The organism is Neptunicella plasticusilytica (assembly GCF_047922965.1).
Taxonomy (GTDB): Bacteria; Pseudomonadota; Gammaproteobacteria; order Enterobacterales; family Alteromonadaceae; genus Neptunicella; species Neptunicella plasticusilytica.
The window spans coordinates 3371068-3396238 of the sequence record NZ_CP150481.1 but is presented as its reverse complement, the minus strand read 5'-3'; the positions used below and the strand labels follow the sequence as shown (position 1 = coordinate 3396238).

The 25171-nt window shown below is 44.1% G+C and carries 21 protein-coding genes; 8 read left to right on the top strand and 13 right to left on the bottom strand.

Annotation, left to right across the window (positions count from 1 at the left end; translation table 11 throughout):
* Nucleotides 1-58: 58 nt before the first annotated feature.
* The 7 genes from V1467_RS15255 to V1467_RS15225 form a co-directional block, all read right to left on the bottom strand.
* Nucleotides 59-1450, bottom strand: a complete 1392-nt coding sequence (locus V1467_RS15255; RefSeq protein WP_416305835.1) for a diguanylate cyclase — start codon at nucleotides 1448-1450, stop codon at nucleotides 59-61.
* 178 nt (nucleotides 1451-1628) lie between these two features.
* Complete coding sequence (locus tag V1467_RS15250) at nucleotides 1629-1802, bottom strand: hypothetical protein (RefSeq protein WP_416305834.1); 174 nt, start codon at nucleotides 1800-1802, stop codon at nucleotides 1629-1631.
* A gap of 167 nt (nucleotides 1803-1969) precedes the next feature.
* The gene (locus V1467_RS15245) at nucleotides 1970-3835 is read right to left on the bottom strand and encodes a glycoside hydrolase family 2 protein (RefSeq protein WP_416305833.1); all 1866 of its coding nucleotides are present in this window, start codon (nucleotides 3833-3835) and stop codon (nucleotides 1970-1972) included.
* Nucleotides 3836-3978: 143 nt separating this feature from the next.
* Nucleotides 3979-4785, bottom strand: coding sequence for an acyl-CoA thioesterase (locus tag V1467_RS15240; protein WP_416305832.1), 807 nt, complete (start codon nucleotides 4783-4785; stop codon nucleotides 3979-3981).
* Between the two features lie 87 nt (nucleotides 4786-4872).
* Nucleotides 4873-5313 carry a nuclear transport factor 2 family protein gene (locus V1467_RS15235; protein ID WP_416305831.1) on the bottom strand — a complete coding sequence of 147 codons (441 nt, stop codon included), beginning with the start codon at nucleotides 5311-5313 and terminating at the stop codon, nucleotides 4873-4875.
* Nucleotides 5314-5498: 185 nt separating this feature from the next.
* Entirely contained in the window at nucleotides 5499-6515 is a 1017-nt protein-coding gene (locus V1467_RS15230) for a glycoside hydrolase family 43 protein (RefSeq protein WP_416305830.1), read from the bottom strand.
* 38 nt (nucleotides 6516-6553) lie between these two features.
* Nucleotides 6554-8014, bottom strand: coding sequence for an MFS transporter (locus V1467_RS15225; RefSeq protein WP_416305829.1), 1461 nt, complete (start codon nucleotides 8012-8014; stop codon nucleotides 6554-6556).
* Between the two features lie 555 nt (nucleotides 8015-8569).
* Here V1467_RS15225 and V1467_RS15220 point away from each other — a divergent pair.
* A complete protein-coding gene (locus V1467_RS15220; protein ID WP_416305828.1) occupies nucleotides 8570-9976 on the top strand; it encodes a sugar porter family MFS transporter in 1407 nt (468 codons plus the stop codon).
* Nucleotides 9977-10332: 356 nt separating this feature from the next.
* Here the strand turns inward: V1467_RS15220 and V1467_RS15215 are convergent, their stop codons facing one another.
* The 3 genes from V1467_RS15215 to V1467_RS15205 all read right to left on the bottom strand — a co-directional run bounded on the left by V1467_RS15215 (nucleotide 10333) and on the right by V1467_RS15205 (nucleotide 14059).
* The gene (locus V1467_RS15215; RefSeq protein ID WP_416305827.1) at nucleotides 10333-10812 is read right to left on the bottom strand and encodes a hypothetical protein; all 480 of its coding nucleotides are present in this window, start codon (nucleotides 10810-10812) and stop codon (nucleotides 10333-10335) included.
* A 226-nt stretch (nucleotides 10813-11038) separates the two neighbouring features.
* Nucleotides 11039-11248 (bottom strand): cold-shock protein, encoded by a 210-nt coding sequence (locus V1467_RS15210; RefSeq protein ID WP_416305826.1) that lies wholly within the window; start codon nucleotides 11246-11248, stop codon nucleotides 11039-11041.
* A gap of 312 nt (nucleotides 11249-11560) precedes the next feature.
* Nucleotides 11561-14059 carry a PilZ domain-containing protein gene (locus tag V1467_RS15205; RefSeq protein ID WP_416305825.1) on the bottom strand — a complete coding sequence of 833 codons (2499 nt, stop codon included), beginning with the start codon at nucleotides 14057-14059 and terminating at the stop codon, nucleotides 11561-11563.
* Nucleotides 14060-14199: 140 nt separating this feature from the next.
* On the opposite strand from V1467_RS15205, the gene radA reads away from it, so the two are divergent.
* The gene (gene radA, locus V1467_RS15200) at nucleotides 14200-15564 is read left to right on the top strand and encodes a DNA repair protein RadA (protein ID WP_416305824.1); all 1365 of its coding nucleotides are present in this window, start codon (nucleotides 14200-14202) and stop codon (nucleotides 15562-15564) included.
* Here the strand turns inward: radA and V1467_RS15195 are convergent.
* Nucleotides 15561-15935 (bottom strand): PilZ domain-containing protein, encoded by a 375-nt coding sequence (locus tag V1467_RS15195; RefSeq protein WP_416305823.1) that lies wholly within the window; start codon nucleotides 15933-15935, stop codon nucleotides 15561-15563. The genes radA and V1467_RS15195 overlap by 4 nt on opposite strands.
* 261 nt (nucleotides 15936-16196) lie before the next feature.
* On the opposite strand from V1467_RS15195, the gene V1467_RS15190 reads away from it, so the two are divergent.
* Nucleotides 16197-17345, top strand: coding sequence for an alpha/beta hydrolase-fold protein (locus tag V1467_RS15190; protein WP_416305822.1), 1149 nt, complete (start codon nucleotides 16197-16199; stop codon nucleotides 17343-17345).
* A 7-nt stretch (nucleotides 17346-17352) separates the two neighbouring features.
* Here the strand turns inward: V1467_RS15190 and V1467_RS15185 are convergent, their stop codons facing one another.
* Both V1467_RS15185 and ettA read right to left on the bottom strand, forming a co-directional pair.
* A complete protein-coding gene (locus V1467_RS15185; protein ID WP_416305821.1) occupies nucleotides 17353-19332 on the bottom strand; it encodes a winged helix-turn-helix domain-containing protein in 1980 nt (659 codons plus the stop codon).
* A 147-nt stretch (nucleotides 19333-19479) separates the two neighbouring features.
* The gene (ettA, locus tag V1467_RS15180) at nucleotides 19480-21147 is read right to left on the bottom strand and encodes an energy-dependent translational throttle protein EttA (RefSeq protein ID WP_416305820.1); all 1668 of its coding nucleotides are present in this window, start codon (nucleotides 21145-21147) and stop codon (nucleotides 19480-19482) included.
* A gap of 357 nt (nucleotides 21148-21504) precedes the next feature.
* Here ettA and V1467_RS15175 point away from each other — a divergent pair, with 357 nt between their 5' ends.
* From V1467_RS15175 to V1467_RS15155, 5 genes are all read left to right on the top strand, one after another.
* A complete protein-coding gene (locus V1467_RS15175) occupies nucleotides 21505-22329 on the top strand; it encodes a flagellin (RefSeq protein ID WP_416305819.1) in 825 nt (274 codons plus the stop codon).
* Between the two features lie 114 nt (nucleotides 22330-22443).
* Nucleotides 22444-22866 (top strand): flagellar protein FlaG, encoded by a 423-nt coding sequence (locus V1467_RS15170; RefSeq protein WP_416305818.1) that lies wholly within the window; start codon nucleotides 22444-22446, stop codon nucleotides 22864-22866.
* A gap of 68 nt (nucleotides 22867-22934) precedes the next feature.
* Nucleotides 22935-24386 (top strand): flagellar filament capping protein FliD, encoded by a 1452-nt coding sequence (gene fliD, locus V1467_RS15165; protein WP_416305817.1) that lies wholly within the window; start codon nucleotides 22935-22937, stop codon nucleotides 24384-24386.
* 40 nt (nucleotides 24387-24426) lie between these two features.
* Nucleotides 24427-24858, top strand: a complete 432-nt coding sequence (fliS, locus tag V1467_RS15160; RefSeq protein WP_416305816.1) for a flagellar export chaperone FliS — start codon at nucleotides 24427-24429, stop codon at nucleotides 24856-24858.
* Nucleotides 24855-25157 carry a hypothetical protein gene (locus tag V1467_RS15155; protein ID WP_416305815.1) on the top strand — a complete coding sequence of 101 codons (303 nt, stop codon included), beginning with the start codon at nucleotides 24855-24857 and terminating at the stop codon, nucleotides 25155-25157. The genes fliS and V1467_RS15155 overlap by 4 nt, the downstream gene beginning before the upstream one ends.
* The last annotated feature ends 14 nt before the right edge of the window (nucleotides 25158-25171 follow it).

The following is a 25171-nucleotide window of genomic DNA, read 5'->3' as shown; positions in this document are numbered from 1 at the left end:
AATTGACTCGCAATGAGGGCAGCGAAGATAAAATGCCGGTGATGTCTATTCTTAAATATTACACAGGGTCATTTGGTTGAGCATCAGCATAAATACAATTACGTCCGGCTCTTTTAGCCTGATATAAGGCTTTGTCAGCCTGTTCAAATAATGTATCGAAATCATCGTTTTCCGCCATTTGGGCGATACCGATGCTAATAGTCAAGGTTTCACCTGAGGGGATTCTAACTTGTCTGGCTCGTTGTAAAATGCGCTCGGCAACCATCATGGCTGCTTCTGAATCGGTGTCAGGCAGCAATACCACAAACTCGTCGCCACCAAAACGGCCTAGAAAATCAGCAGGACGCAACGAGTGTTGTGCGGTTTCACAGATCATTTTAAGCGCTTGATCGCCGACACTGTGACCGTACTCGTCATTGATATGTTTAAAATGATCAATATCAAATACGATCAGCGCCAGTGGCCGCTGTTCCCACTGGCCTCTGCGCAGTTCCAGCTCTCCGCGTTGTTTAATATGTTCCCTGGAGGCGACCTGGGTGAGACTATCGGTATAGGCCATATTGCGCAGGTATTGGTTATCTTCGATCAATGTTGGCATGGCGACACCGAACATAGTGTTAGCCGCAATCACATTGATGGCAAATTGATAAACCAGTACATAGTCCATCAAACCTAGCAAATGCACCAGAAATACGATCATAACACTGGTTAGCGCCAGACTAAGGAAGCTGAATAACGGGCTTTCAGTGCAGGCAATCCACATATGCGGGATAACCAGAAAAAAGATAGCAAAGGCACTTTCCTCCGCACCGGTTATTTTGGCCAAAAGCATGGATAAAATAACCAGCACGATACAACCGACGATTTTGTATTGGTACTGGTGGGATGGTGTGAGTTGTTGCTTGTCGATCAGTTCGCTCAGGTTAAATTTTGCATCTTTAAATAACTTGCCTAGCAGGCCGGTAAATAACGGTGTTAATACTACAATACCTGCCATATCGCCTATCCAGAATGGCAACCAGGTTTGATAAAAGTCCGTCGGCGGCATCATATTCGAGCCGATAAGAGCGGCCAGAACGCAAAGTGTTGTCAATAACGACGCCAGGGCCGCAATGACGAGAAAACTGATGATAAATTGCGGCAAACTTAACTGCTTGCAGACGTACAACCAGCGCAGTAACTTGCCGGTCAGATAGTAGGGCAGAATATGGGCAACACCGAACAGTAATCCGGCTTTGGCAAGCTGGATATTATCCAGCGGAATTTGATAATCGGAGGCCGCCTGAAACGTTACCAGCAACGCTGCAATCATTAATGTCGGGACAACTTCTATCCCCAACAAAAATAGCGCTGCCAGAGTCAATCCGGCTGGCGGAAACCAGACACTGGCGTGGGCGGTGTACTCCACTAACGCACTGAGATACCAGACTGCCAACCATCCAGCCAGCAACAGGCCATGGCGCAGAATCGTTGTACCGACAGAGTTGTTGTGTGCAGAATGTTCTGGAGCAAGATTGTTGCTGATACTGTACCTCTGCTAACTGTATTGCTGTTTTTATCACCCGCCCAAAATGATATTAGAGATATTTTTATCTATCTATTGAAGCGAGACTATTCAGACATTTTGCCTATATATGAGTAAGCCACAATAAAATAGTGTAGAACAGCGCTATGACCGCAGAAAAAATCAGAATATAGGTATAGCCCTTCTTGCCTTGCTCGAAGCTGTAGCCATATTGGCGTAAGTATAAAAACCAGCCTAGGCATAACAAGGTCGGGATCAGAAACAAAAACTTGATCAAAACGCGACTCCATCAATCATGATAGACAAGTATAACTCATTGATTTGTAGATACTACTCTAAGCTGAGCCGAGAACAAAGCCAGCCGTGCAACGGGGTTGTTTGTTATTCTGTTCGCAGAGGAAAGCATATCCGCAGTGATGACGGATATGCTTGGACAAATGCGGGTTAATACTGTTTGGCTTTTTGTTGATAATAATCATGCAGTACTTGCCAGGCTTTTTTCTTTTTGCCGTTACTGCCAATGATTCCTTTGCGATTGTAGTCATCCTGAATTTCAGGCAGCAGGCGTCTGGGACTGCGGAAATCGACTAAAATCCATGGCGACATGCCACGCAACTGCGGAATTTTCTCCAGCATTTTGAGGCTTTCCTGATACAAATATTCCTGATGTTCTTCAGTCCACATGGTCATCTTGTCACCGTGTTTGCCTTGTAATGCTCCGCCGCCGAACTCGGAAATAAATACCGGTTTGTGTTGTTTGATATCCCATTCAATCGTGGCAGCTTTATCTGGCAAGCCGTCATACCAGCCTACGTACTCGTTAAAGCTGAGGATATCGACATAATCGGCAAAACGGTCATCTACAGTGATGACATTGTCCTTACCCTTCACATAATGTTTTTCCAGTGCAGCACTGATCAGGCGAGAATCATCCATTTCACGGGCGATAGCGGAAATGCGTTTAAGAAAGTTAAGCCGGCTGTCACCACGGGGCGTTTCATTGGCCATCGACCAGACAATGACAGAGGCGCGGTTTTTATCCCGGTTAATCACTGAACGTAGCTGATTGGCGGCGTTGTCGAAGGTGGCCGGATTATCAAACAAAATCGTCCAGTACACCGGATTTTCTTCCCACACCAGAATACCCATTTCATCGGCCACTTTGAGCATATTTTCATTGTGGGGATAATGCGCCAAGCGTACAAAATTGGCACCCAGTTCTTTGACCCAGCCTAACATCAAGCGGGCATCTTGCTCTGAATAGGCTCGTCCTCCACGTAGCGGATTTTCTTCGTGTAGGGAAATACCGCGCAAGAAAACAGATTTGCCATTTAGCAGGATATTGTCACCTTCTACACCAATGCTGCGAAAGCCGATTTTATCTGTCACTTTTGTTGCAGGCGTGTCGGCCAGCTGCAAGCTGACATCATATAAATAAGGTACTTCGGGCGACCAGTATTGAATATCTTTAGCTTTTAGGCTGAATGTGGCCTGCCCCTTATTATTGGTGGTACCAAGGGCATTAATTCCGAGTTGCGGGATTGATAATCTGACTTTTTGATTGCTAATGTTTTCGCCGTCCAATTGCGCGTAACCGCTAATGGTATCGGGGTGATCTTTTTGCAACTGGATGCGGTAGTCCTGAATATAGTTTGCCGGTGTTTCGAGTAGTGTCACATCGCGGGTGATGCCGCCGTAATTCCACCAGTCGGTGTTCAGTGTCGGTACTGCATCCCGTCGGCGTTTGTTGTCTACCTTAACCACCAAATAGTTACCGGTGGGTTTGATCAGGTCAGTGACTTCAAAATTAAACGGAGTAAAGCCACCTTCATGCATGCCCAGTTTCTTGCCGTTCAGATAAACATGCGCTTGATAATTTACCGCACCAAAGTGCACAAACAAGCGTTTGTCTTGCTTGAGTGAATAATCAAAATCCTGACGGAACCAGATGGTACCTTCGTAGTAATAGAGTTTGTCATTCTGGGTATTCCAGTCGCCTGGAATTTTCATGCTGGGTGAGGTGGCGAAATCGAATTCTACCCGGTCGGATTTATTACGCGGTTTTTGATCAAGAAAATAAGCTTCTGCTCCCGGATTTTGTTGTTCATCCTTGGGTTCATAACGGTAGTTATAAAAGCCGTTTTCATAAGGATCGACTATATAGTGCCAATCACCATTGAGCGAGGTCGTTTGCCGTGCGTGGGGATTTTGGATTAAATCGCTAGCCTGACTGTATGTGGAAAATAAAACAAAACCAGTAACAACAAGGTGCGACAAATATTGATTAATAAGGGGTTTCAATGCTGACATTGGCATATCCGGAATGCGGTTTAAGTTGTTATTGGGTTAGCATTCCATATCCCGGCACGGAACAAAAGAAATCGCTGCTATTCTAGGCTAAATTGCCGATTTTTTACTAAAACCGGTTATATAGCAGGGATAGGGAAACACCTTTATTTGCCGTCGAAAATACCTACGGTTTGACGGCTAATTGCAATCAGTTCGCCCTGTGGATCCCAGATATTGGCTTCGGTATGTGCATAACCATCGGCAGCCTGACGAGTGTGGGCTTGATAGGCAATCCAGTCGGTGGGAGAAATAGTGCGATGCGGATGAATAAATTCAAGATTCCAGCTCATGCTGCTGGCAGGTGCTGGCCAGCGTAACATCTGTAAGGGCGCCGGTGGCCAGGCGTCTGCCAGGGCAATTAAATGAGCATCGTTAATCTTCTCTGGTGGTTGAGTAAAACGCATCCAGCCATGAATGGCAGAGTGTTTGCTACCGGTAAACGGCATTCCCCCTTCCGCTAATGATAAATCAACGTGTTTAAGAAATTTGGGGGTTATTTTAGGAATTTGCGGAATAAATTTGGGTTTGGCAGGTAGCAGCATATTGTGTCGAGTTTGGCTTTCTACAGCAATTTTCGATTCCCGGGCGATAGCAAAAAGCGCCACACACAGTACACACACCTTACCATCTTGAATGGCACGGGCCTCAGCCTGAGTGGCATTTTTCCCCTCGCGTAAAATTTCCACTTTAATGCTAAACGGGCTTTGCGGATTAAGTGGTCCAACAAAATTGGTGGTCAGGGAGCGTAACACCCGTTGAGGTTCAATTTGATTACGCATTGCCTGATATACTAGCGCGGCAGAAATACCACCAAAGGCCGTTCTGCCCTGGGTCCAATCTTTGGGTATCGACAGCGAAATGTTGTCGTTATCTGGTTGGCTAGTTAAGCCAAGGAGTTCGTCTACCAACATAGTGATTTCTCATATTTATGCGTAGACCAAGATTATCGCTTTTACTGGTCGGATGTCTAGCTTGATGTCGGTTAGATCTGGTAAGGTTTAGTCGCAGATCACTGCAGGAAAATACCAAACGGCTTTAATCTTGCCGTTGTCCAGTTGGTAGGTGGCAGCGCTGCATTGGGGTTGGCTGTATAAATTTGTTAATGAACGGGATTTTTCCATGGTAACGACATAGTTACCTTCACCATGAATGCTCAGCAGGGTGGAACGGGATTTAATCCCGCTAAAATAAAGTTCCATTGCTCGTTGAAGCTGCTGTTTACCGGTGGTTTCCACTCCAATATTACGACCATCGACGCTATACCAATGGATATCTTCGCTGACCATTTCCAGCATCTGGTCGACATCGTGGCGGTTAAACGCCGCCACAAACCCTAGAACAATAGATTCACTGGATGGTGTATTGGCGGCATTAACATTGACTGGCCAACACAAAGCCCATAGTAAAAAGATAGAATAGTGACGGATCTTTCGATTCAAGTTATTTCCGCTCGATGCTCGTTTGAGTTAAAAATGCTTTATTTTTTCCTACATTAACCCTTTTTCCGGCAATGGTAAATTTGTCTTGCAAACGAATATCGACAGAAAACTGACCTGGAAACCTGGCTATTAGGCTATTAGCTGACACCCGTCCCAGCCAAATTGGCTGGAACGGAGTATCGACATTATTCCAGATAAGGACTCAAGGTCTGGATTTTACCGTCTTCATCGTAGTGAATCTCGGTCATCTTGATTGAGCGTAAATGGGTCACACCTTCGGATAAAATTGAGTCGTGATAGAACAGGTACCATTTACCTTCATATTCACAAATTGAATGGTGAGTGGTCCAGCCTACTACCGGAGTCATAATCGGCCCCTGGTAGGTGAAAGGGCCATAAGGGGTATCGCCGGTTGCATAACAAATCAGATGGGTATCGCCGGTTGAATAGGAAAAGTAATACTTACCGTTATATTTATGCATCCAGCTGGCTTCAAAGAAGCGCCGCTCATGATCTCCCGCCAATATGGGTTGGCCATTTTCATCCAGTATCTGGATTTCTTGCGGCGTTTCGGCACACTCCAGCATATCGTCGCTCAATTTAGCAACAATGGGACCTAATGCCGGTTCGTCATCCTGTGGCTCCTGATGGTTTTCATTGTATTGGTTATTGCGATAATGCTGAAGCTGCCCTCCCCATATGCCGCCCCAATACATGTAATAGTTGCCGTCATCATCTTCGAATACGGCAGGATCAATCGAGTAGCTGGCTTTGATCGCTGCTGGCTCTGCGACAAAAGGTCCGGTGGGCGAATCACTCACTGCTACACCAATCTGGAAAATACCATCGGCTTTTTTGGCCGGGAAGTATAAATAGTATTTACCGTTTTTATGCGCCGCATCCGGTGCCCACATTTGTCTTTCTGCCCAGGCTACGTCTTTCACATCCAATGCGACGCCATGATCTACTGCTGCGGCTTGCGGGTTGTCCATGGAGATAACATGGTAATCCTGCATGCCAAAGTGGTCACCGTTGTCGTTAAACGGAATGCCGGCATCGATATCATGCGAGGGATAGATATAAATTTTACCATCAAAAACATGAGCGGAAGGATCGGCAGTATAAATATGCTCTACCAGAGGTTGGGAAATCGCCTTGGTTTTTAGGCGTTGCAGTTCTTGCGGGTCGAATTCGTCAGACATATTAAAATCTCTTTTAACTAAAAATATTGCATAGCCGATTATGCAGTGGTGCGGCGCTCGGCTAACTCGCGCTCTATTTTTTGTTCCATATTTTTATTGATGCGGTAGGCGAACATGCAGCCTACTGCCAACAGGAACGGGATTGAGGCGTAGACACTAACGGCTAACTTCACTCCATTAATGGTATCCGCTGCCTGGACGGTTAAATCAGGATTGTAGTTAAAACTGTCAAGAATGTTGGTGACCAGTGCCGAGCCAAGGGTTAGCCCTACTTTTAATCCCACGATCATTGCCGAGAATATGATAGCCGTGGCACGACGATTGTTTTTCCATTCCGAATAGTCAGCCACATCAGCAATCATCGCCCACAATAAAGGAATAGTAATACCGTAAAAGAAACCGTGCAGAATTTGCGAGATAAACATCAGACCAATCGATTGCGCCGAGAACAAATAGAATGCCAGGACGAACAAGGTTGATAAAAATAAAGCGGATGCAAAAACGTCACGTTTGCCAAAACGATCGGCTAAAGGCTTGGAAAAGCCGATGCCTATTATCATCAAGATGATGCCGCTGGCATTGAATAAACTGAACGCCGAGGTTGCCGGATCATCTGGCCAATGAAAATTACTGAATACACTGGTGATACTACCAATAAAGGCATTGAAGCCTATATCGTCCAGAAATACGGCGATTTGGCTAGCATCAGCGTAATCTTTAAAATAATACACATACATGCCGCCTTTCAGTGCCAGGGTAATAAACACCATAACCGTGACGCTTAACATGATAAGCCAGGGCACATTTTTAAATAAATCGGAAAAATCTTCCGCTATGGTTGATTCTTGTTCTGGTTTGGGAACGATCCGCTCTTTAGTGGTCAGAAAGGTGATTAAAAAACAAATAATGCCGACAACGGATAAAAAGGTCATCACCTTTTCAAACCCGATAGCCTTGTCACCGTCTCCAGCCATTAAGACTAGTGGTAACAACAGTGCCTGAATAATAAATTGAGCCACCATCACCGCCACAAATCGATAGGCCGACATACTGTTGCGGTCAGCCATATTACCGGTGATTACGCCGCTTAATGCAGCATAAGGCAAGTTATTGGCTGAATAGACAAACATGAGTAATAAATAAGTGATAAACGCATAATAGATTTTGCCATCTGGGCTAAAGTCCGGGGTGCTAAAGGCTAATAACGCCAGCACACCAAAGGGGACGGAGGTAAATAAAATCCAGGGACGGAATTTGCCCCAGCGCGTTCTTGTTCGATCCGCTAATAGCCCTATTAACGGGTTAAACACGAAAGCGCCCAGTATCCCGCAGGTAAAGATAATGGTGGTAGCTGAACTGGCCGGAATGCGATAAACATCAGTGTAAAAAAAGGCGATAAAAGTGACTAGCGTTTGAAAGACCAGGTTTGCTGCCAGGTCACCCAGGCTATAACCTATTTTTTCCGTAACGGATAATTTATGTGAAGGAATTGTCGTCATTGTTATATTTTTGTTCCGTTATTTTTAGTTGAGCCTACTTTAGATATTTTAATTGGTATAGATATTGTGATTTTAGTTATTTTTATTATTTTATGTGGCGGTTTAGCTGTTAAGTGAACATTGTTGCTGCATGTTTAATCAATTTGTGCCCCTCATTCTGCGAGTGTTAATTATTATTTTCCAACTTCTTGTTTATGAAATTAAGTAAATTGCAGGTTTGTCAGCTTAGTGAGTTACCCAGTTAGACCAATTGAAGGTTTGTTGGAAGTGTTCGATAACGTTTGCGTAACTTGGTTGAAATACCGGTTTTTAATTGGCTGTGGCGAATTTATGCGGGCTTTATTGATGTTAAACAGCAAACGGGATAAAGCATTTTGACGCCATGAAATCGATTTAAAACGGATTTGTTGCGGTTGAAATTTTGATGTTATGCTCCGGTGCTGTCGGAGATGTTAATACTTTGTTTCATCGTTAACGACTGGTATCGGGGGCATATACAACCTCATTCTGGCTTGCCACAAAAAATACAACGACGATTATTTTGAGGAATTCATTTTGAATACAGTGACAGAACAAGATAACACTTTATTTATCGCCTTTATCAGTATTGTGGCGACCATTGGTGGTTTTCTGTTTGGTTTTGATAGTGGTGTCATTAATGGCACCGTTGACGGCTTGCAGGCAGCATTCAATTCGGAAAGTATCGGTACCGGGTTTAATGTGTCCAGCATGCTATTGGGCTGCGCGGTGGGAGCATTTTTCGCCGGACGTTTGGCTGACAAATATGGGCGCCGTACTCTATTGCTGGTCGCAGCAGTATTTTTTATTGTTAGTGCCTGGGGATCAGGGATTGCTACCGGTTCTGCCGAATTTGTCTTTTACCGGATTTTAGGTGGTTTGGCGGTAGGGGCGGCTTCGGTAATGGCACCTGCTTATATTAGTGAAGTTGCGCCGGCACGCTACCGTGGCATGTTGACCACAGTTCAGCAAGTGGCCATTATTACCGGCTTGTTTATGGCTTTTGTCAGCAATTATGCGTTAGCCAATATGGCGGGACTTTCTACTGCCGAGTTATGGATGGGATTTGAAGCCTGGCGCTGGATGTTCTGGATTGAGCTATTCCCGGCGGTTTTATTCCTGGTGGCGTTGTTGTTCATTCCTGAAAGCCCGCGCTTTTTGGTGGTAAGTGGGCGCAAGGATGATGCAAAAGCGGTACTGATCCGTTTGTACGGCGATAGTGCTGGTAATCGCAAGGTCGAGGAAATCGATCAGTCCCTGGCTGGCGATCACCATCAACCGCGTCTGTCTGATCTGATTGATAAAGTCACAGGTAAAATTCGCACTATTGCCTGGATTGGTATCGGCCTGGCGGTTTTTCAGCAATTGGTCGGGATTAACGTGGTGTTCTATTACGGTGCCGTTTTATGGCAAGCAGTGGGTTATACCGAATCTGAAGCTTTATTAACTAACGTCATCAGTGGTGCTGTGAGTATAGCGGCCTGTATTGTGACATTAGGTCTGGTGGATAAAATAGGTCGCAAACCCTTACTGAAATGGGGCTCCATCGGTATGGCCATTACCTTGGGCATTATGGTGTATTGTTTCTTGCAAGCCGGCACTGATGTTAACGGCAATTTAATGCTGGGAGATAAGGGAACGTTGGCGTTAGGATCCGCGTTGGCTTATGTGTTCTGTTTCAATATGTCATGGGGTCCGGTTATGTGGGTGATGCTGGGTGAAATGTTCCCTAATCAAATTCGCGGTTCGGGTTTGGCCATTGCCGGTTTGGCTCAGTGGGCGACTAACTTCCTGATTACCTGGACATTCCCGATGCTGCTGACGGGTATCGGATTAGCCGGAGCTTACGGTTTATATGCAATTAGTGCTGCAATTTCAGCAGTATTTGTTATTAAGTTTGTTTACGAAACCAAAGGAAAAGAACTGGAAGATATGCAGGGATAATGAGCCTACCTGTAGATTAGAGGCTGTTTATCTTTCACATTCGCCTCAATTGAGAAATGAAAATTGCTCAATTGAGGCGAAAATAGCCTCTAACTTCATATCAATACCAACATACAAGTTAGCCACTCACTGCGCAACAACGCGGCTATATTCCCGTTTCTGTACAATGTTTACATAACAGGCAATTGAGCAGCATTTGCCGGATTGTCGAATTATCTTTGCTGGATTGGCAGCAGATATCTGTAGCCACTAAATGATGTCCGGAAAACAACTGTTGCAGAACACTGCATTTGATTTCTAGCTGCACGTAGTTGTCCGTTGACCAATATGACTGAAAAGGCTGTGGTTCGCCGTTGCTAGTGAAAGTGGTAGGCGCTAGTTCTGTTTTGCATAGAGACATCAGTATCACCTCGAGTGTTATTGTGTATCAATCCACTTTGATAGCCTAAATCCAGCGATGCGTAGCATTCCAGCAAAGCGGTATGAGCAGCCGAATCCATAGAGCTTTTCTGCAGCTCCAGGCGAAGCCGTTCGCGTGACGACGCAAAAACCTGTTGTCTCTCCGTCAACATATTCAGTTGTCTAAAACCATTCGCCAGCAATATGGCGGCATGGGTAAAGTTGATAACGGCAGAAATCGCATCCTGTGTTTCGGCGGTCATAATGATTTCCGATGTTTCATATGCGCTGCCGCAAAAGGGCAGAGCGCTTTGCCAACAACCGGCTTCAATATGGTATTGGGCGGTATCAATACATTGTGTGTAGTGACTTGTGGCGGCATGAATATTCAATGTTAGCCATTGACGGTGCGTGGGGCATATAAATGGATAAAGCATAAATTCTCCTTGTTTCAAATAAAGATAATGCAAATGCTAATGATTATCAATTAAATTGAAAATTAATGCTTGTATCAAAGAATATGAATAGGGCAGATATAAATGAATAGCAGTTAAGTGAGATGATAACGGGATGGCATAAAATTCAGGCACTAAAAAACCCGCAAAAGCGGGCTTTATATCGTTACCGGCTTAAACTGGTCGGCGCAGCAAGTTCTTTAATAGATTAAAGAGCTACGATGTTCTCGGCTTGAGGACCTTTTTGACCTTGAGTTACAGTGAACTGTACTTTTTGGCCTTCAACTAAAGTTTTGAAACCAGAACCAGAGATAGCGCTGAAGTGAGCGAAAACATCTGGGCCAGATTCTTGCTCGATAAAGCCAAAACCTTTAGATTCGTTGAACCATTTTACGGTACCAGTAGTAGTGTTAGACATAATTTTAATCCTATATATTCAAGAGTATTTTGTGCCTTAAAAAGGCGGGTTTGCTGGAAGTGTTACTATTACTTATGAATTGCAGGACGAAAACCAACACGGACATCGAAATGGTGCACATAAATATAAAACGTACTTTCAAGCTGAATGTATTATATACAGCTCTGGCTTGTGGTCAATGAATATAATCTTAACTTTTCAAAAGGATATAAAAATTAATTTGTCTGTAGTGGCAATAGGTCATAGATCAGGGCAGCCGGGTAGGGCCTGAATCCCGTTTCCCGACAAGGGAAGCCAGACAACCGAAGATGGTTAAACTAAAGATGGCTGCTCGTTTTGTTCGTCAACTGTGGATTCAGCTAGGTTTGGTCTGTTTATGACTTTGTCGATAAAGCCATAACGTAACAGGACTTCCTCGGTGACATCTACTATATTCCCCACTCCTGTGACGTTCCAGAGCTGTTCTTCAAGGAATTTTGCCTTATGCATGGCGTAAATTCCGACGTATTGCATTTCGGTTCTAATCATTTCAGTATCCGGCCGACCGGTACGAGCAATAAAGATTTTAATCGCATAAAAATGGCCACCTCCTAACGCCTGGGCTATAAATTCTCTGCGCAGACCGTCTTGTTCAAACTGGTCGACAAATTTAACTTTGATCGCCTCTTTATGCCCGCTTTCCTGTGAATTAAAAGCAATAAACATTTCGCGCATTACAGGTTTACTGTTGTTTTTCAGTTTTTTCAGGGTTTGTTGGATAAAAGCCGGATTATTGGTTGCAAATAACGGATATAAATTCAACTTACCTGGCTCTGACCGGTATTTGAGCAGTGGCAACAAGCGGTGCGCTGATTGGGAAATTGCAACCGCGTCGGGCTGATAATTGACACCGTCTTTGCGCATGTAAATGGCAACATCCGGTATATTGGCAGAATAGATATTACGTAACGCTTCTCCCATACCTGGTACAGTTTCATCGTCTCGATAGGTTTTGAGTTTGTTGCGGTTAGTTTTGATCAGTTGTTCAAAAAATAACTGCGCAATGTTCTCTTCACCATACTGCACCACATTCAAATGCAGAATAGTGGCATCGTTATTGATACTTTTGACTTCATAGAGCAATCCTTTAAGTGGATACTTGTGGCTCATTTTTTGTAATTGCGGAAAGCTCAGCGCCACTTCATCAAATATTTTCCCGCCAAATGCAGTGTTAAGTTCGATCCTGACCCCATTGGGAGAAATATCTTCGGTCAGTCCCTGCAATTGGCCTTCTGCCATATCCACCAATACCTTGGTACGCAACTGGAAACGTTCTTGTTGGCGCAGGTTTTGATATTTGAATCTATGTAAGCTAACCGGTTCTGTGGGCATTAGGCGGGAATGGACAAAAGGTTTAATGCCAGGCAATGTGCTTTTATTCACTTTGTATTTTTGGTAAGCAATAGTATTCCAGTCGTCGGTTATATCAGTTAACAGTGCGATATATTTTAGTTTGATTAACCGCGCCATTAACCGCGCAGAAGGTTGATTGTTCTGTTTTTTGATACTGTTTCCCAAATCATCGGGGAGTGAAAGTGGGGCATGACATTGATCCGGGTGGATGTCCAACAATTGTATTTTGTAAACTCTCCAACTGGCTTTACGACTACCATAACCCAAAAATACCGGCTTTAGCTGAGAGTGTTTTTCGAGTTGATCAGGCGTCGCCGAGTAGAAAAAGGTTTTATCATTGTTGACACGACTGAATACATACAAGTAGGTCTGTTTATTCTCCATCTGGCTTATATTATTAAGCCGTGCCGGGGTCAGTAAATGCTCGATTCTTAACTGTCCGGTTTCATCCGTCCAGTAAGTAACGGTTTCTTTGTTGATATCATTGGTAAGAATATAACGTGGTTGCAGTTGCAGATCTTTTTGCTCAATAAAAATAGGCAAAGGATTAAACTGCGGTATGTAATATTGCTCATAGCCTTTGGTCTGGATAGCCTCTATGGTGTTATCCATATTGACCTTATAGCGGCGCTTGTTGCCTTGGATAAAGCGCTGCAAGAATGCGTCGAATCTGGGTGTTTGCTTGTTATGAGATCGACACAGAGTTAATCGCTGCTCATCCTGACCTTGCTCAATATCAATAACTTCGTAAGGGACGCCTTCATTTTTTTCTAAAGTGTTATCGGTGTTGAGACCCCTGAACTGGATTGTCAATTGTTCCTGTGGTTTAAACAGCCGATCTTTACGCACTTTAATTTTGAGTCCGTTCACCGAAATATCGACGGTCGTGGCGGCGATAGCTTCATTGAGCTGATTAAATATTTCAACATTAACCACAAAGTTCATCCGCTCTTCATGCCGTTGGCGGGATGCATTAAAATGGATAATTCGGGCTGGATAGAGGTGCTCAGATTTTGACGGACTATTATCCTGAGTCTCCGGGAGAAAGCGGTTTTGTTGTTCTTTTTGATGCATAACCCGGAAATTGTTTTCGGTATTATTGACGGCTTCAAATACACCGACGGTATAATGACCGAACGCCCGGATTTGTCTTTCAAACACATCCACCGCTATTTGATCGAGAAAATGAGTGATCCCGCCATATTCATAGGGTGAACAGCGTCCATCGACTAATCCGCGCAGGTCAATAACCTGAACGCATGGGCGCGCCAGTCGCTTTAACTCGACTTTAATCAGAAAACGCTTCGGCTTGGAAACGTGACTGGCCATCGTGGATAAGGTCTGATTGAAATCGGGCTCATTGACCACCGGTTTTAATTGCTCAATCAGATCCTGATATTGTTCAAATTCCTGAGTCATATTGGTAGACAGTTAGTAAAAGTCCTGTTTTAACAGAATGTTAAGCCTATACAGGCTTATCGACGTAAATGAATAATTCTGTTCCTTTTTAGGGTAGAATCATAGCATTCCAAGTAAAAATCAACAGAATCCTGAATAATATGGCCAAGCGTAAAACTGCCTATGTCTGTTCCGATTGCGGAGCCGAATACCCCCGTTGGCAGGGGCAATGTGGAGATTGTGGAGCATGGAACACTATTACCGAATTTGTTGTCAGTCCCGCCGCTGCAAGAAGTTCGGCACAAAGAAGTGGTTACGCCGGACAAACCCGGGCTGAAGTGCAGACGCTGGATAAAATTGACTTGCAAGCCTTGCCACGCTTCAGTTCCGGTTTTAAGGAGCTGGATCGGGTGTTGGGCGGTGGAATTGTTCCTGGGGCGGCTATGTTAATTGGTGGTTCTCCGGGAGCCGGAAAAAGTACCTTGCTGCTGCAGACCATGTGTTTTTTAGCTGCTAATCAGGCCGCATTATATGTGACGGGTGAAGAATCCTTGCAACAGGTGGCGCTAAGAGCCAGCCGTCTGGGATTGCCTACCGATAAATTACAACTGTTAGCTGAAACCAGTATTGAATCTATCTGTGATATTGCCATGCAGGTTAAGCCACGCATCATGGTGATTGACTCTATTCAGGTTATGCACGTCGCCGACGTACAATCTGCACCGGGCAGTGTCTCGCAGGTGCGTGAAAGCGCCGCATTTCTCACGCGTTTTGCCAAGCAAAATCATATCGCCATGTTTCTGGTCGGTCATGTGACCAAAGACGGTAGTTTGGCCGGGCCTAAAGTATTGGAACATTGTATTGATTGTTCGATGATGCTGGAAGGTGAAAGTGACAGTCGCTATAGAACCTTGCGAGGACAGAAAAACCGTTTTGGTGCGGTAAATGAGCTGGGTGTTTTCGCCATGACCGGTGGTGGTTTAAAAGAAGTTAAAAATCCTTCGGCGATATTTTTGAGTCGGGATGAACAACCATCTCCCGGCTCAGTGGTGATGGTGACCTGGGAAGGCACACGGCCGATACTGGTCGAAATACAGGCATTGGTGGATTATTCCCAGATGGCCAATCCTCGTCGAGTAGCGGTGGGGCTGGAACAAAATAGGCTGGCTATGTTGCTGGCAGTGATGCACCGGCACGGCAGTGTGCAAATGAACGATCAGGATGTATTTGCCAATGTGGTTGGCGGGGTCAAGGTATCTGAAACAGGTGCCGATTTGGCGTTATTGCTGGCAATGGTATCGAGTTTTAAAAATAAAGTCCTGCCACAGGAATTGATCGTGTTCGGTGAGGTCGGTTTAGCCGGCGAAATCCGGCCGGTGCCTAATGGCACTGAACGCTTAACCGAGGCAGCCAAGCACGGTTTTAAAAAAGCCATTGTGCCTTTTGCCAATATGCCTAAGCAGACGGTAGCCGGCATGCAAGTTATCGGGGTGAAAAGATTGGGTGAAGCACTCGAGGCAATTTAAATGGAATGGGGGTCTTCGAGCTGGCAAAGGCTATCAAAATTACGATGTAATAGTTCGTCATCGCCCATATTGAGTTCGATTAAGCGACGCAACTGGCTGATACTGTCAAGATCCATCAATTCAGACATAATGCCTACAGCATCATCATTCATATGACTGATTTTGCCCACAATCAAAATCGCATTAGGCAGGCCTTCAAGCTGAAATGTCACCAGTAAGTCGGTGTCCTTTTGCGGTTCAAAATTGTTTGGTCGAGCGATCAGAACACCATGCAGGGATAAATCCAGCAGATGGCTTTCCCACGCATGACTACCCTGACGTAATTGCACGGGAGCGGAAAATACAATTCGGGTGAAACGTCTTTTATCCACAACACCATCCATTAAGATTTACTTCAGTAAGCATAGCGTTGTCGGACAACTTATGCATAGATTTTTTAAACGATGCTCAGGGGAATATTTTAATTAATGCTTAAATAACAAGATCTTGAATTATATATTTCAGGTATTTGTCTATATTGCCATTTTTACCCGGATCATCAGAAAAAAATCAGTTTTTAATCAGCATTTGTTCCAGTTTTTATTGATAGCTAATGTCACGCTTCACCCAATTCTATTAAACGGGAAAACCCTATGAAAAAACTGATTGGTCTGCTATTGGCCTATTGCACTGCTTTAAACACTTATGCTGCACAAAATGAGTGGATGGTGATTGATTCCAAGGTTGTGGAGCAGCAATTTAAAGTTAAAGTGTTGCTACCGGATTCTTATCAGCAAACGGAACAACAACTTGAGGGAGAAGCGGTAAAGCATTATCCAGTGTTGTATACCCGCTCAAGTGACAGGCGATTAGCTTTGTTAAGGGCACAAATGAGCTGGCTGAGTCATGTGCAGTTTGCCCCGTTTTTTGAATCTATTATTGTTGTTCTGCCGGAAGTCACAGCTAATGGTGAAATGGATAAATTTGCCAAAGCGTCAGGGAGCGCAGATAGGCTGGCTATCGAGGTTTATCAAAAAGACGTTATTCCTTATATCGACCAGCATTTTCGTACTCAACCGTTTCGCATGATTGAAGGTTTTTCCACAGCCGCCAATCAAATTCTGTCGATTTTTTTACAGCAGCCTTCATTGTTTAATGTTTACATGGCCTTTAGTCCTGCACTGGCATTAGATAACAGCGGTATCGTAAAGCGATTTGAACAACTTGAGTTAAGCACTGACTATCAATATCGCGCTTTGTATCTCAATTTAGGTAGCTTCGATGAAAACAGTGAGCCTTTTGAGCAATTACAAATGTTATTTAATCAAAGACTGAAGGATAAGTTGCCAGGTCTGGTGACTTACGCTGAAGATTTAAGTCAGCATAATTATTTAAGTGGCCCCGTAATTGGGTTGGTAGATGCGGGAGAAAAGCTGTTTGCCGACCGATTTCCAGCAATTGAACAGTTTGAGCAAACGGGTACTAACGGCGTTAACCGCTATTTTGCTCAGCTTAAACAAAAATACGGTTTTGAAATTGACAGTCAAAACACCCATATAGATCTGGCTTATTTTTATGTGTCTTTGAAGCGCTTTGCCGACGCGCAAAATGTAATGACAGCCTTGTTAAAAAATGAGCCACAAAGCATTTTTTTGCATACCCGATTAGCTGACGTGCAAAAACAATCAGGCAATAATACACAGGCGAAGGAAACGCTAAAACGTGGGTTAAACTTGGCAAAACAAGCTGAAAATACAGAAGCTGTTACTTATATTAAAGCACGGATCAAAGAATTAAAGTGATATAGGTTTATATTTCAGGCGAGGCGGATAACCACACCGCTTCGCGCATTTCGGCCTGTTGATTATTGGACAACATTTGATTGGTATTGACATCGAAATCCGTCATAAACGTCGCGTTTTCATCGTAGTGACCAATAACGGCTGCCTGTTCTTTGACTGGGTCGTAACACCAAACATGCAACTGCTTATCCTGTAAAAAGATCAAACCGTCTTGTTCGATAAAATCAGACTGAATAATCAAATCCGGTAGTGCTGCAATGGGCTGAACTCTTCCATTCACAAACTTGCTTAATTTGCCGTGAACGTCCGCGCTTAGTAGTACTGCGTTGCTTATTTGCTGCGCCCAGCTTATTTCTTTATCCAGCAGCAATTGATACTGGCCGCTTTGAGTATCATACATAATAAGTGATGACTTACCCCCGATAAGGGCTGACATCAGTACCTTATGCTTTTTACTTTGATAGATTTGCTGTGGAATAAATTCTGTGTTGAGCTTCTGAGCCTTATCGCCAAGTTTAACTAACCAAAGCGTTTGATGACTGATAAATATCAGCTGGTTATTAGTTTGCCAAAGATAATCACTTACATCCTCTGGCTGATGACTTAATTGTTGTTCTGCCCCGCCAGATAACCAAATCTGAGTTGTGCCAGTGCGATCGGAAAGAAAGGCAATTTTGTTAGTATTAGGCTGATATTTACCTTTCCATTCCTTAAACACGCTGGGCGAAACAATCGCGTCAGTGAAACCTTTATCCTGATTAAATTGTCTTTTATTTACACTGGTATCCAGTCGAGATTGCAACACTAAAAACCGTTGATGCTGAAAATCGTGTTCGACACTGAGGATTTGGTTATTCAATGGTAATGGCTGCTGTTTAACTAGCTGAAAATTCTGTAACCAATAGAGTGTTTTGTTATGTGTAAGTATCAAAGTGTCGTTATTAAACCAACTCGCCTGACTAGCCTGCTTTAGTCGCTCAGGCAACTCATTGCTACTTAAATTCGTCCAATGTTGGCTTTTGTCTTGCCACGTTGTGTGCCAGATTTTACCCTCATTTAACCAGCCTAAAATTTGGTTTTCGTCAGAATAAAACAGCTGCGATGTGGTGAAATATTGATTGCTCAGTGATTGAGATTGCTGTTGCTGAAGGTTAAACACTATTATCTGGCTAAGATGATCTGTGCCAGTATTTAAATAAGCCAAGCTGTTGTTATCTATCCAAGTGGGCGAGTGAGCAAAACCGTCACTGCACTTAGTTAATGGCGTTATCTTTCTGCTCAATAATTCGAAATTCACTAGTTGAATACATTTATGCTTTTCAAATCGGGTCAGTAAGCCAAAGCTGACTGTTTTGTCATCGGGTGATAGTGCAAGTTCACCGTGTATCCATAAATTGTCTGCCAATATTGTCTGCTGAGAAGTAGATGTGTTTTGAATGACCAGTTGATGCTGCTTGTTGTTTTCTCGACTAAACACCACAAAATCACCTTGATGGGATAAAGTAATATCAATGATGTTTTTACCGTCTATTGTTACTGGTTCACTGCGGGTCAAGGTTGGATAATTCGGCTTTGCCGACCAAAAAATAATTAAAGCACCAAATGACAAAGCAACAATGAATAATACCAATTTATTGGAAGAAGGATTGTAGGTGCGTTTGCGTTCTGTGCTTTGGATGATAGGTGGCACTATGCTGTAACCCAACTTAGGATGGGTTTTAATAATATGCTGCCGTTTGGCATCATCGTTCAGCTGTTTGCGCAGCTGTGTGATACAGCGCTGTATCGTGTTAGCTGTTACAACAACGTCACCCCACACCTTATCCAATAAGGTTTGTTGACTGACGATATTGCCTTCGGCATCACACAATATCTTTAGTACGGCATTTAGCTTGGGCTCGAGCGACTCTACGCTTCCGTCTTTATTAATTTCAGCACGTTCCAAATCAATGGTGATATTTTTAATACGGATTTTTTTGATAGCCAAACGCTAAAAACCTTCTATTTTAACTGGTTAGCAATTATTTTGGCATAAAAACACGGTTAACCGAATACTTTAAATAAGTTGAATAATGGAGGCTGTATTGGGAAGGGTGGGAATATATAGCAGGGCTTTCGCCCTGCTAAAAAAGACTTATTTACTAATTTTTTTATATTTAAGGCGATGTGGTTCGACGATGTCCTGACCAAAGTTAGCTTTTAACCAGCTTTCATATTCGTTGAAATTACCCTCATAGAAATTAATCTTGCCTTCATCACGATAGTCAAGAATATGAGTAGCGACCCTATCCAGAAACCAGCGATCGTGAGAAATGACCATTGCACAACCGGGAAAAGCCAGCAGTGCGTTTTCCAGTGCGCGCAAAGTTTCTACATCCAGGTCGTTAGTGGGCTCATCCAGTAATAAAACGTTGCCACCGGTCTTGAGCAACTTGGCTAAATGTACTCTGTTACGTTCACCACCAGACAAGTCCTTGATAAATTTTTGCTGGTCATTGCCGCGAAAGTTAAAGCGGCTCAGATAGGCGCGGCTGTTGAATTCGATATTGCCAATCTTAATCAGATCCAGTCCGTCCGATACTTCCTGCCATACTGTATTACCGCCATCCATATCATCGCGGAACTGGTCAACGCTGGCCAAATGCACGGTATTGCCAATGATGATTTCGCCACTATCCGGATTTTCTTGTCCGGATAACATTCTGAACAATGTTGACTTACCCGCTCCGTTGGGACCTATGATACCGACGATAGCGCCCTTGGGCATGGTAAAAGACAAGTCGTCAATCAATACGCGATCACCATAAGACTTATGCAGATTGCTGACTTCAATAACCTGATCGCCCAAGCGTTCACCAATCGGGATATATAACTCGTTGGTTTCATTACGACGCTGGAAATCATTACTGTTCAACTCTTCAAAACGCGCCATACGGGCTTTGCTTTTGGCCTGGCGTCCTTTGGGATTACTGCGTACCCAGTCCAGTTCTTGTTGAATCGATTTTTGCCGAGCACTTTCGCTGCGCTCTTCCTGTTTTAAACGCTGATCTTTTTGTTCTAACCAGGAGGAATAATTTCCTTCCCATGGAATTCCATGCCCACGATCCAGTTCCAGGATCCAGCCCGCGACGTTGTCGAGGAAATATCTATCGTGGGTAATCGCTACTACGGTGCCTTCATAATCGTGTAAAAAGCGTTCCAACCAGGCAACTGATTCTGCATCCAGGTGGTTGGTGGGTTCGTCCAGTAACAACATATCGGGTTTTTCTAACAATAGGCGGCATAAAGCCACGCGGCGACGTTCACCACCAGATAAGGTTTCTACATCTGCATCCCACGGTGGCAAACGCAATGCATCAGCAGCACGTTCCAAGGCATTTTCCAGATTGTGACCATCTTTAGCTTGAATGATCCCTTCCATTTCACCTTGTTCCTTGGCCAGGGCGTCAAAGTCTGCATCAGGTTCGGCGTAGGCCGCATAAATTTCATCCAGTCGTTTTAACGCATGCGCAACATCGGCCACGGCCATTTCAATATTGCCGCGTACATCCTTACTGGCATCAAGTTGAGGTTCCTGCGGTAAGTAGCCTATTTTTAGCCCGGGTTGTGCGCGTGCTTCGCCTTCTATATCGGTATCAATTCCCGCCATGATCCGTAATAAGGTTGATTTACCCGAGCCATTCAGACCCAACACACCAATTTTTGCGCCAGGGAAAAAACATAAAGAGATATCTTTGAGTATCTGGGTTTTGGGAGGAACGATTTTCCCGACTCGCGACATGGTATAGACATATTGGGACATGCGTGATTAATCCTGCTAGGTAATAAATAATTTAAGCTGATTTTAGCATTAGCCCCATCAGACAAAAAGCATTCAATTCAACAATATAACCGCCGTTTCTAGCAGTGAATTATTTTAATTTTTTTTCTCAAGTGAAGTTAACTGTTTGTTTTTAAATAAATTTAAAAACGCAAAAAAAACTAAAGTTTCTAATAGTTAGGTCGATAACTATAGCTGAGGGGAATTCTATTTATAGAATTTTTTGAGTTTTGGTAGAGGTACTGGAACTCGATTTTATGAGGCAACTCGCAAGAGTTGAAATTAGGCGAGCGGTTTTGGGTATGAGGGTACCCAAGATTGTTCTCAGGAGGTAATACTATGGGTTTATATGTTAATACAAATATATCTTCGTTGAATGCACAGCGTCAGTTATTTAACTCGGGGCAGTCATTATCGACATCGTTTGAACGACTTTCATCAGGTTTTCGTATTAACCGTGCGGCGGATGACGCGGCCGGTTTGCAAATTTCTGATCGTATGACATCGCAAATTATGGGGTTGGATCAAGCTGCCCGTAACGCGAATGATGGTATTTCATTGGTGCAGACGGCAGAAGGTGCGATGGGAGAGATTACCAGTTCGTTGCAGCGTATTCGCCAATTGGCGGTACAGGCACAAAATGGTATCAATACTTCGTCTGACCGCACGGCACTGCAAAAAGAAGTATCGGCACTGAAGAGTGAAATCAGTCGGATTGGGCAAAATACCCAGTTTGGTGGCGTTGACTTGCTCAAAGGAACGTTCTCCGCAGCATTTTTGGTGGGTGCTAACAGTGGCCAAACCATTTCTGTCAACTTGTCGCGCTCTGGTGGTTACGGTGCTTCAGGTTTGTCTGTGGGCAGTGTTTCTGTGGCAACCGCCGATGCTGCGGGTAGTGCGTTAACTACTATCGACAATGCCTTGTCTACTATTGGTAGTGCGCGGGCTGATTTAGGTGCCTTGCAGAACCGGTTTTCATCGACCATTCGTAACCTGAGCAATATTTCGGAGAATATCTCCGGCGCCCGGTCACGAATTCGCGATACCGACTTTGCCGCTGAAACGGCAGAACTGACACGTAACCAGATTGTCCAACAGGCCAGTATTTCGGTATTGAGCCAGGCCAATCAAAGACCGCAAGCTGCTTTAACGTTGTTAGGTTAATATGAGCTGGGCTACTATTAGTAATAGTAAAACAGGCAGGTGACGCAATTTGTTACTGCTTGTTGGATGATTTTTGTAGTAGCCGCGCTTTTTGATTGTAAGTAGAGGTGGAAGATGGATATTGATTTTTCACAAGCAGGGCAGGCATTTGCCAATGGCAATATTGCCCAGCAACTCAGACAACAGCCGACAAAACCGGACGAGCAATCTGCCCAGGCAGATAAAGCAACAACACAACCTTTAGATCGTGCTGAAAAAGGTAAAGTTGTAGCGCAGCCAGCCGATACATTGTCAGCAAGGGAAGTGGAAACTGCGGTGGCTGAAGTGAATGATTTTGTTCAGTCACAAAGTCGGCAATTGAACTTCTCAGTTGATGAGAACAGCAATCGCTCTGTGGTAAAAGTGACGGATTCGGATACTGGCGAAGTGATTCGTCAATTACCTTCCGATGAAGTGTTAAAATTGGCAGCCAGAATTCAGGATTTACAATCTGACATCGGGGCAGCTGTAGGCGTGTTATTTAGCAAAGAAGTATAGTCAGACAGTGTTTTGATTAAACAGTAAATAACACAAGATATGTCAAGGCATTACGTGCGAGGTTTATCATGGCTATTCAATCGTTGGGCGTGGGTTCAGGGTTAGCACTCGATGATCTGGTAACCCAGTTACTGGAGGCTGAGCGTAAACCTAAAGTCGATCGTCTGGATGCGCGTGAGGAAACAATCGAAGCGAAGTTATCTGGTATCGGGAAACTTAAATCGAAAATGGATGACTTTAAAAAGTCAGTTGACGATTTACGTTTTGATTATGAACTTCGTGGGCGTAAGGCCTTGGCATCTCATCCCAGCGAAACGCTGGAACCTTTTACTGCAGATGCGTCAAACTCTGCAACTGCGGGCGAATATAAAATTGCCGTGACCCAACTAGCTAGTGGTAGTCGGGTAGAAACGGCCAATGCGGTAGACGGTGGCTTTGCCAGTTCAACCTCTTCAGTGTTAGGTTCAGGCAGTGGCTCACTGACATTTAAAATCGACAGTTCAGGCGATTCATTTAGTGTCAATGTTACCGCGGGTATGACACTGGAGCAGTTACGCGCCAAGATTAACAGCAATAGCAATAATTTTGGTGTCAACGCCAGTATTATCAATACCGGCACGGCTGATGGTGGTGCCAAACTGGTGTTCTCTTCAACGGTTACCGGTGCGGGTAACGATCTTAAAATTGTTAATGATAATGATTTGGCTGATCTCAATCGGGTAGCGACCACAGATTCAAGCGAAACCAGCACTTATCTCACGCCAGTTAAGTCTGCCCAGAATGCTCAGGTGACTATCGATGGTATTGTGGCTGAGAGTGACAGCAACAAGTTTGAAAATGTCCTGGAAAATGTTTCCTTTGATGTGGATGAATTATCCTCGCTGGATGCATTGGGGAATCCGATGACCTCAACCCTGGAAATTGGTTTTGATACCGAAGGTGTCGAGAAAAAAATTCGTGATTTTGTCGATAACTACAATTCACTGATGACAGAAATCAACACCCTGACCAAATATGGTCAGTCAGACTTGGAAGAAGATGGTCCCTTGGCAGGCGACTTTATGGCGCGCAATATTCAGTCCAGTTTGGCCCGAATTGTCTCATCATTTGTACCTGAATCAGGCTTGGGATCGTTATTCCAACTGGGTATTGCGTTTGACGAAGACAACAAGCTGAAGATCGGTGAGTTTGACGAATATGGGCAAGACAGCGGTGAAGAACGTCTTGCTGCAGCACTGGAAGATAACTTTGATGAAATCTCCAATCTGTTCACCGGCGATAACGGTATCGGCTCCAGATTGTATGATTTTACCTACGAATATACGACTTTTGGTGGCTTGCTGCGCACCAGAGAACAAGCTTACAAAGATGATAAAGAGTCTATTCTTGATCAGCGCGAGCGACTGGAACTGCAAATGGCCAATTACGAAGATGTGCTACGCAGCAAATACCAGAACCTGGACAAAACGGTTGCACAATTAAACAGTACCGGTGCGGCGCTAATGGCCGCGCTGGGTTAATAACAGCACTTCATCGATAATCATTAAGAGGTAAATTATCATGGCACTGAAGGGGATTAACGCATATAAAAAAGGCAATATTAAGCAGGAAATTGCCAATGCCGATCCACACAAGATCACCCTGATGTTGATGCAAGGCGTGTTGGACAGAATGGCCTATGCAAAAGGTAATATAGAGCGTAAGGACTATGCCGCCAAAGCCGAGAATTTATCGCGGGTGACGGCTATTTTGGTGAGCTTGCGCGATAGCCTGGATATGAAAGCAGGGGGAGATATCTCTGACAACCTGTTCTCCCTGTACGATTACATGCTGCAACGTATCACTGATGCCAATGTCCAGAATAGCTTGAAGATTATGGATGAAGTGATTAATCTGATGTTACCTATTAAAACGGCGTGGTCACAGATCCCTGAAGATGCCAAACAGGAAGCCTATGTGCTACAGCGCCAAAATCAACAAGCGGCGATGTGAGCAACTCAGAACACTCTTTTTCTACAGCGGATATTGACCAAAACCTGCAGCAAATAAAAGCCTTGCTCGAACAGGAAGAACTTGATCACGCTGAATTGCTTGCGCTGGTCAATATCCGGGACAAGTTAGTCCTCGAACAATTAAATCAACTGGATGATGAACAGAAACAGCTATTTGGTAAGGCGGAATTGGCCACCAACCAGTTGCTCCAATCTCAAGCCCAGTCCCTTTATGAGCAAACCGAAAAACAGTTGGCTAAACTGGTACGCAATCGCAAAGTGATTAAAAAGTATAAATAACCAAAATTATCGGC

What these genes read in the sequence shown, in the direction of transcription:
- V1467_RS15205 (WP_416305825.1), bottom strand. Translation starts at nt 14,059, where the DNA reads ATGACTCAGGAATTTGAACAATATCAGGATCTGATTGAGCAATTAAAA.
- fliD (WP_416305817.1), top strand. Translation starts at nt 22,935, where the DNA reads ATGGCTATTCAATCGTTGGGCGTGGGTTCAGGGTTAGCACTCGATGAT.
- V1467_RS15210 (WP_416305826.1), bottom strand. Translation starts at nt 11,248, where the DNA reads ATGTCTAACACTACTACTGGTACCGTAAAATGGTTCAACGAATCTAAA.
- radA (WP_416305824.1), top strand. Translation starts at nt 14,200, where the DNA reads ATGGCCAAGCGTAAAACTGCCTATGTCTGTTCCGATTGCGGAGCCGAA.
- V1467_RS15190 (WP_416305822.1), top strand. Translation starts at nt 16,197, where the DNA reads ATGAAAAAACTGATTGGTCTGCTATTGGCCTATTGCACTGCTTTAAAC.
- fliS (WP_416305816.1), top strand. Translation starts at nt 24,427, where the DNA reads ATGGCACTGAAGGGGATTAACGCATATAAAAAAGGCAATATTAAGCAG.
- V1467_RS15230 (WP_416305830.1), bottom strand. Translation starts at nt 6,515, where the DNA reads ATGTCTGACGAATTCGACCCGCAAGAACTGCAACGCCTAAAAACCAAG.
- V1467_RS15245 (WP_416305833.1), bottom strand. Translation starts at nt 3,835, where the DNA reads ATGTCAGCATTGAAACCCCTTATTAATCAATATTTGTCGCACCTTGTT.
- V1467_RS15225 (WP_416305829.1), bottom strand. Translation starts at nt 8,014, where the DNA reads ATGACGACAATTCCTTCACATAAATTATCCGTTACGGAAAAAATAGGT.
- V1467_RS15240 (WP_416305832.1), bottom strand. Translation starts at nt 4,785, where the DNA reads ATGTTGGTAGACGAACTCCTTGGCTTAACTAGCCAACCAGATAACGAC.
- V1467_RS15170 (WP_416305818.1), top strand. Translation starts at nt 22,444, where the DNA reads ATGGATATTGATTTTTCACAAGCAGGGCAGGCATTTGCCAATGGCAAT.
- V1467_RS15175 (WP_416305819.1), top strand. Translation starts at nt 21,505, where the DNA reads ATGGGTTTATATGTTAATACAAATATATCTTCGTTGAATGCACAGCGT.
- V1467_RS15215 (WP_416305827.1), bottom strand. Translation starts at nt 10,812, where the DNA reads ATGCTTTATCCATTTATATGCCCCACGCACCGTCAATGGCTAACATTG.
- ettA (WP_416305820.1), bottom strand. Translation starts at nt 21,147, where the DNA reads ATGTCCCAATATGTCTATACCATGTCGCGAGTCGGGAAAATCGTTCCT.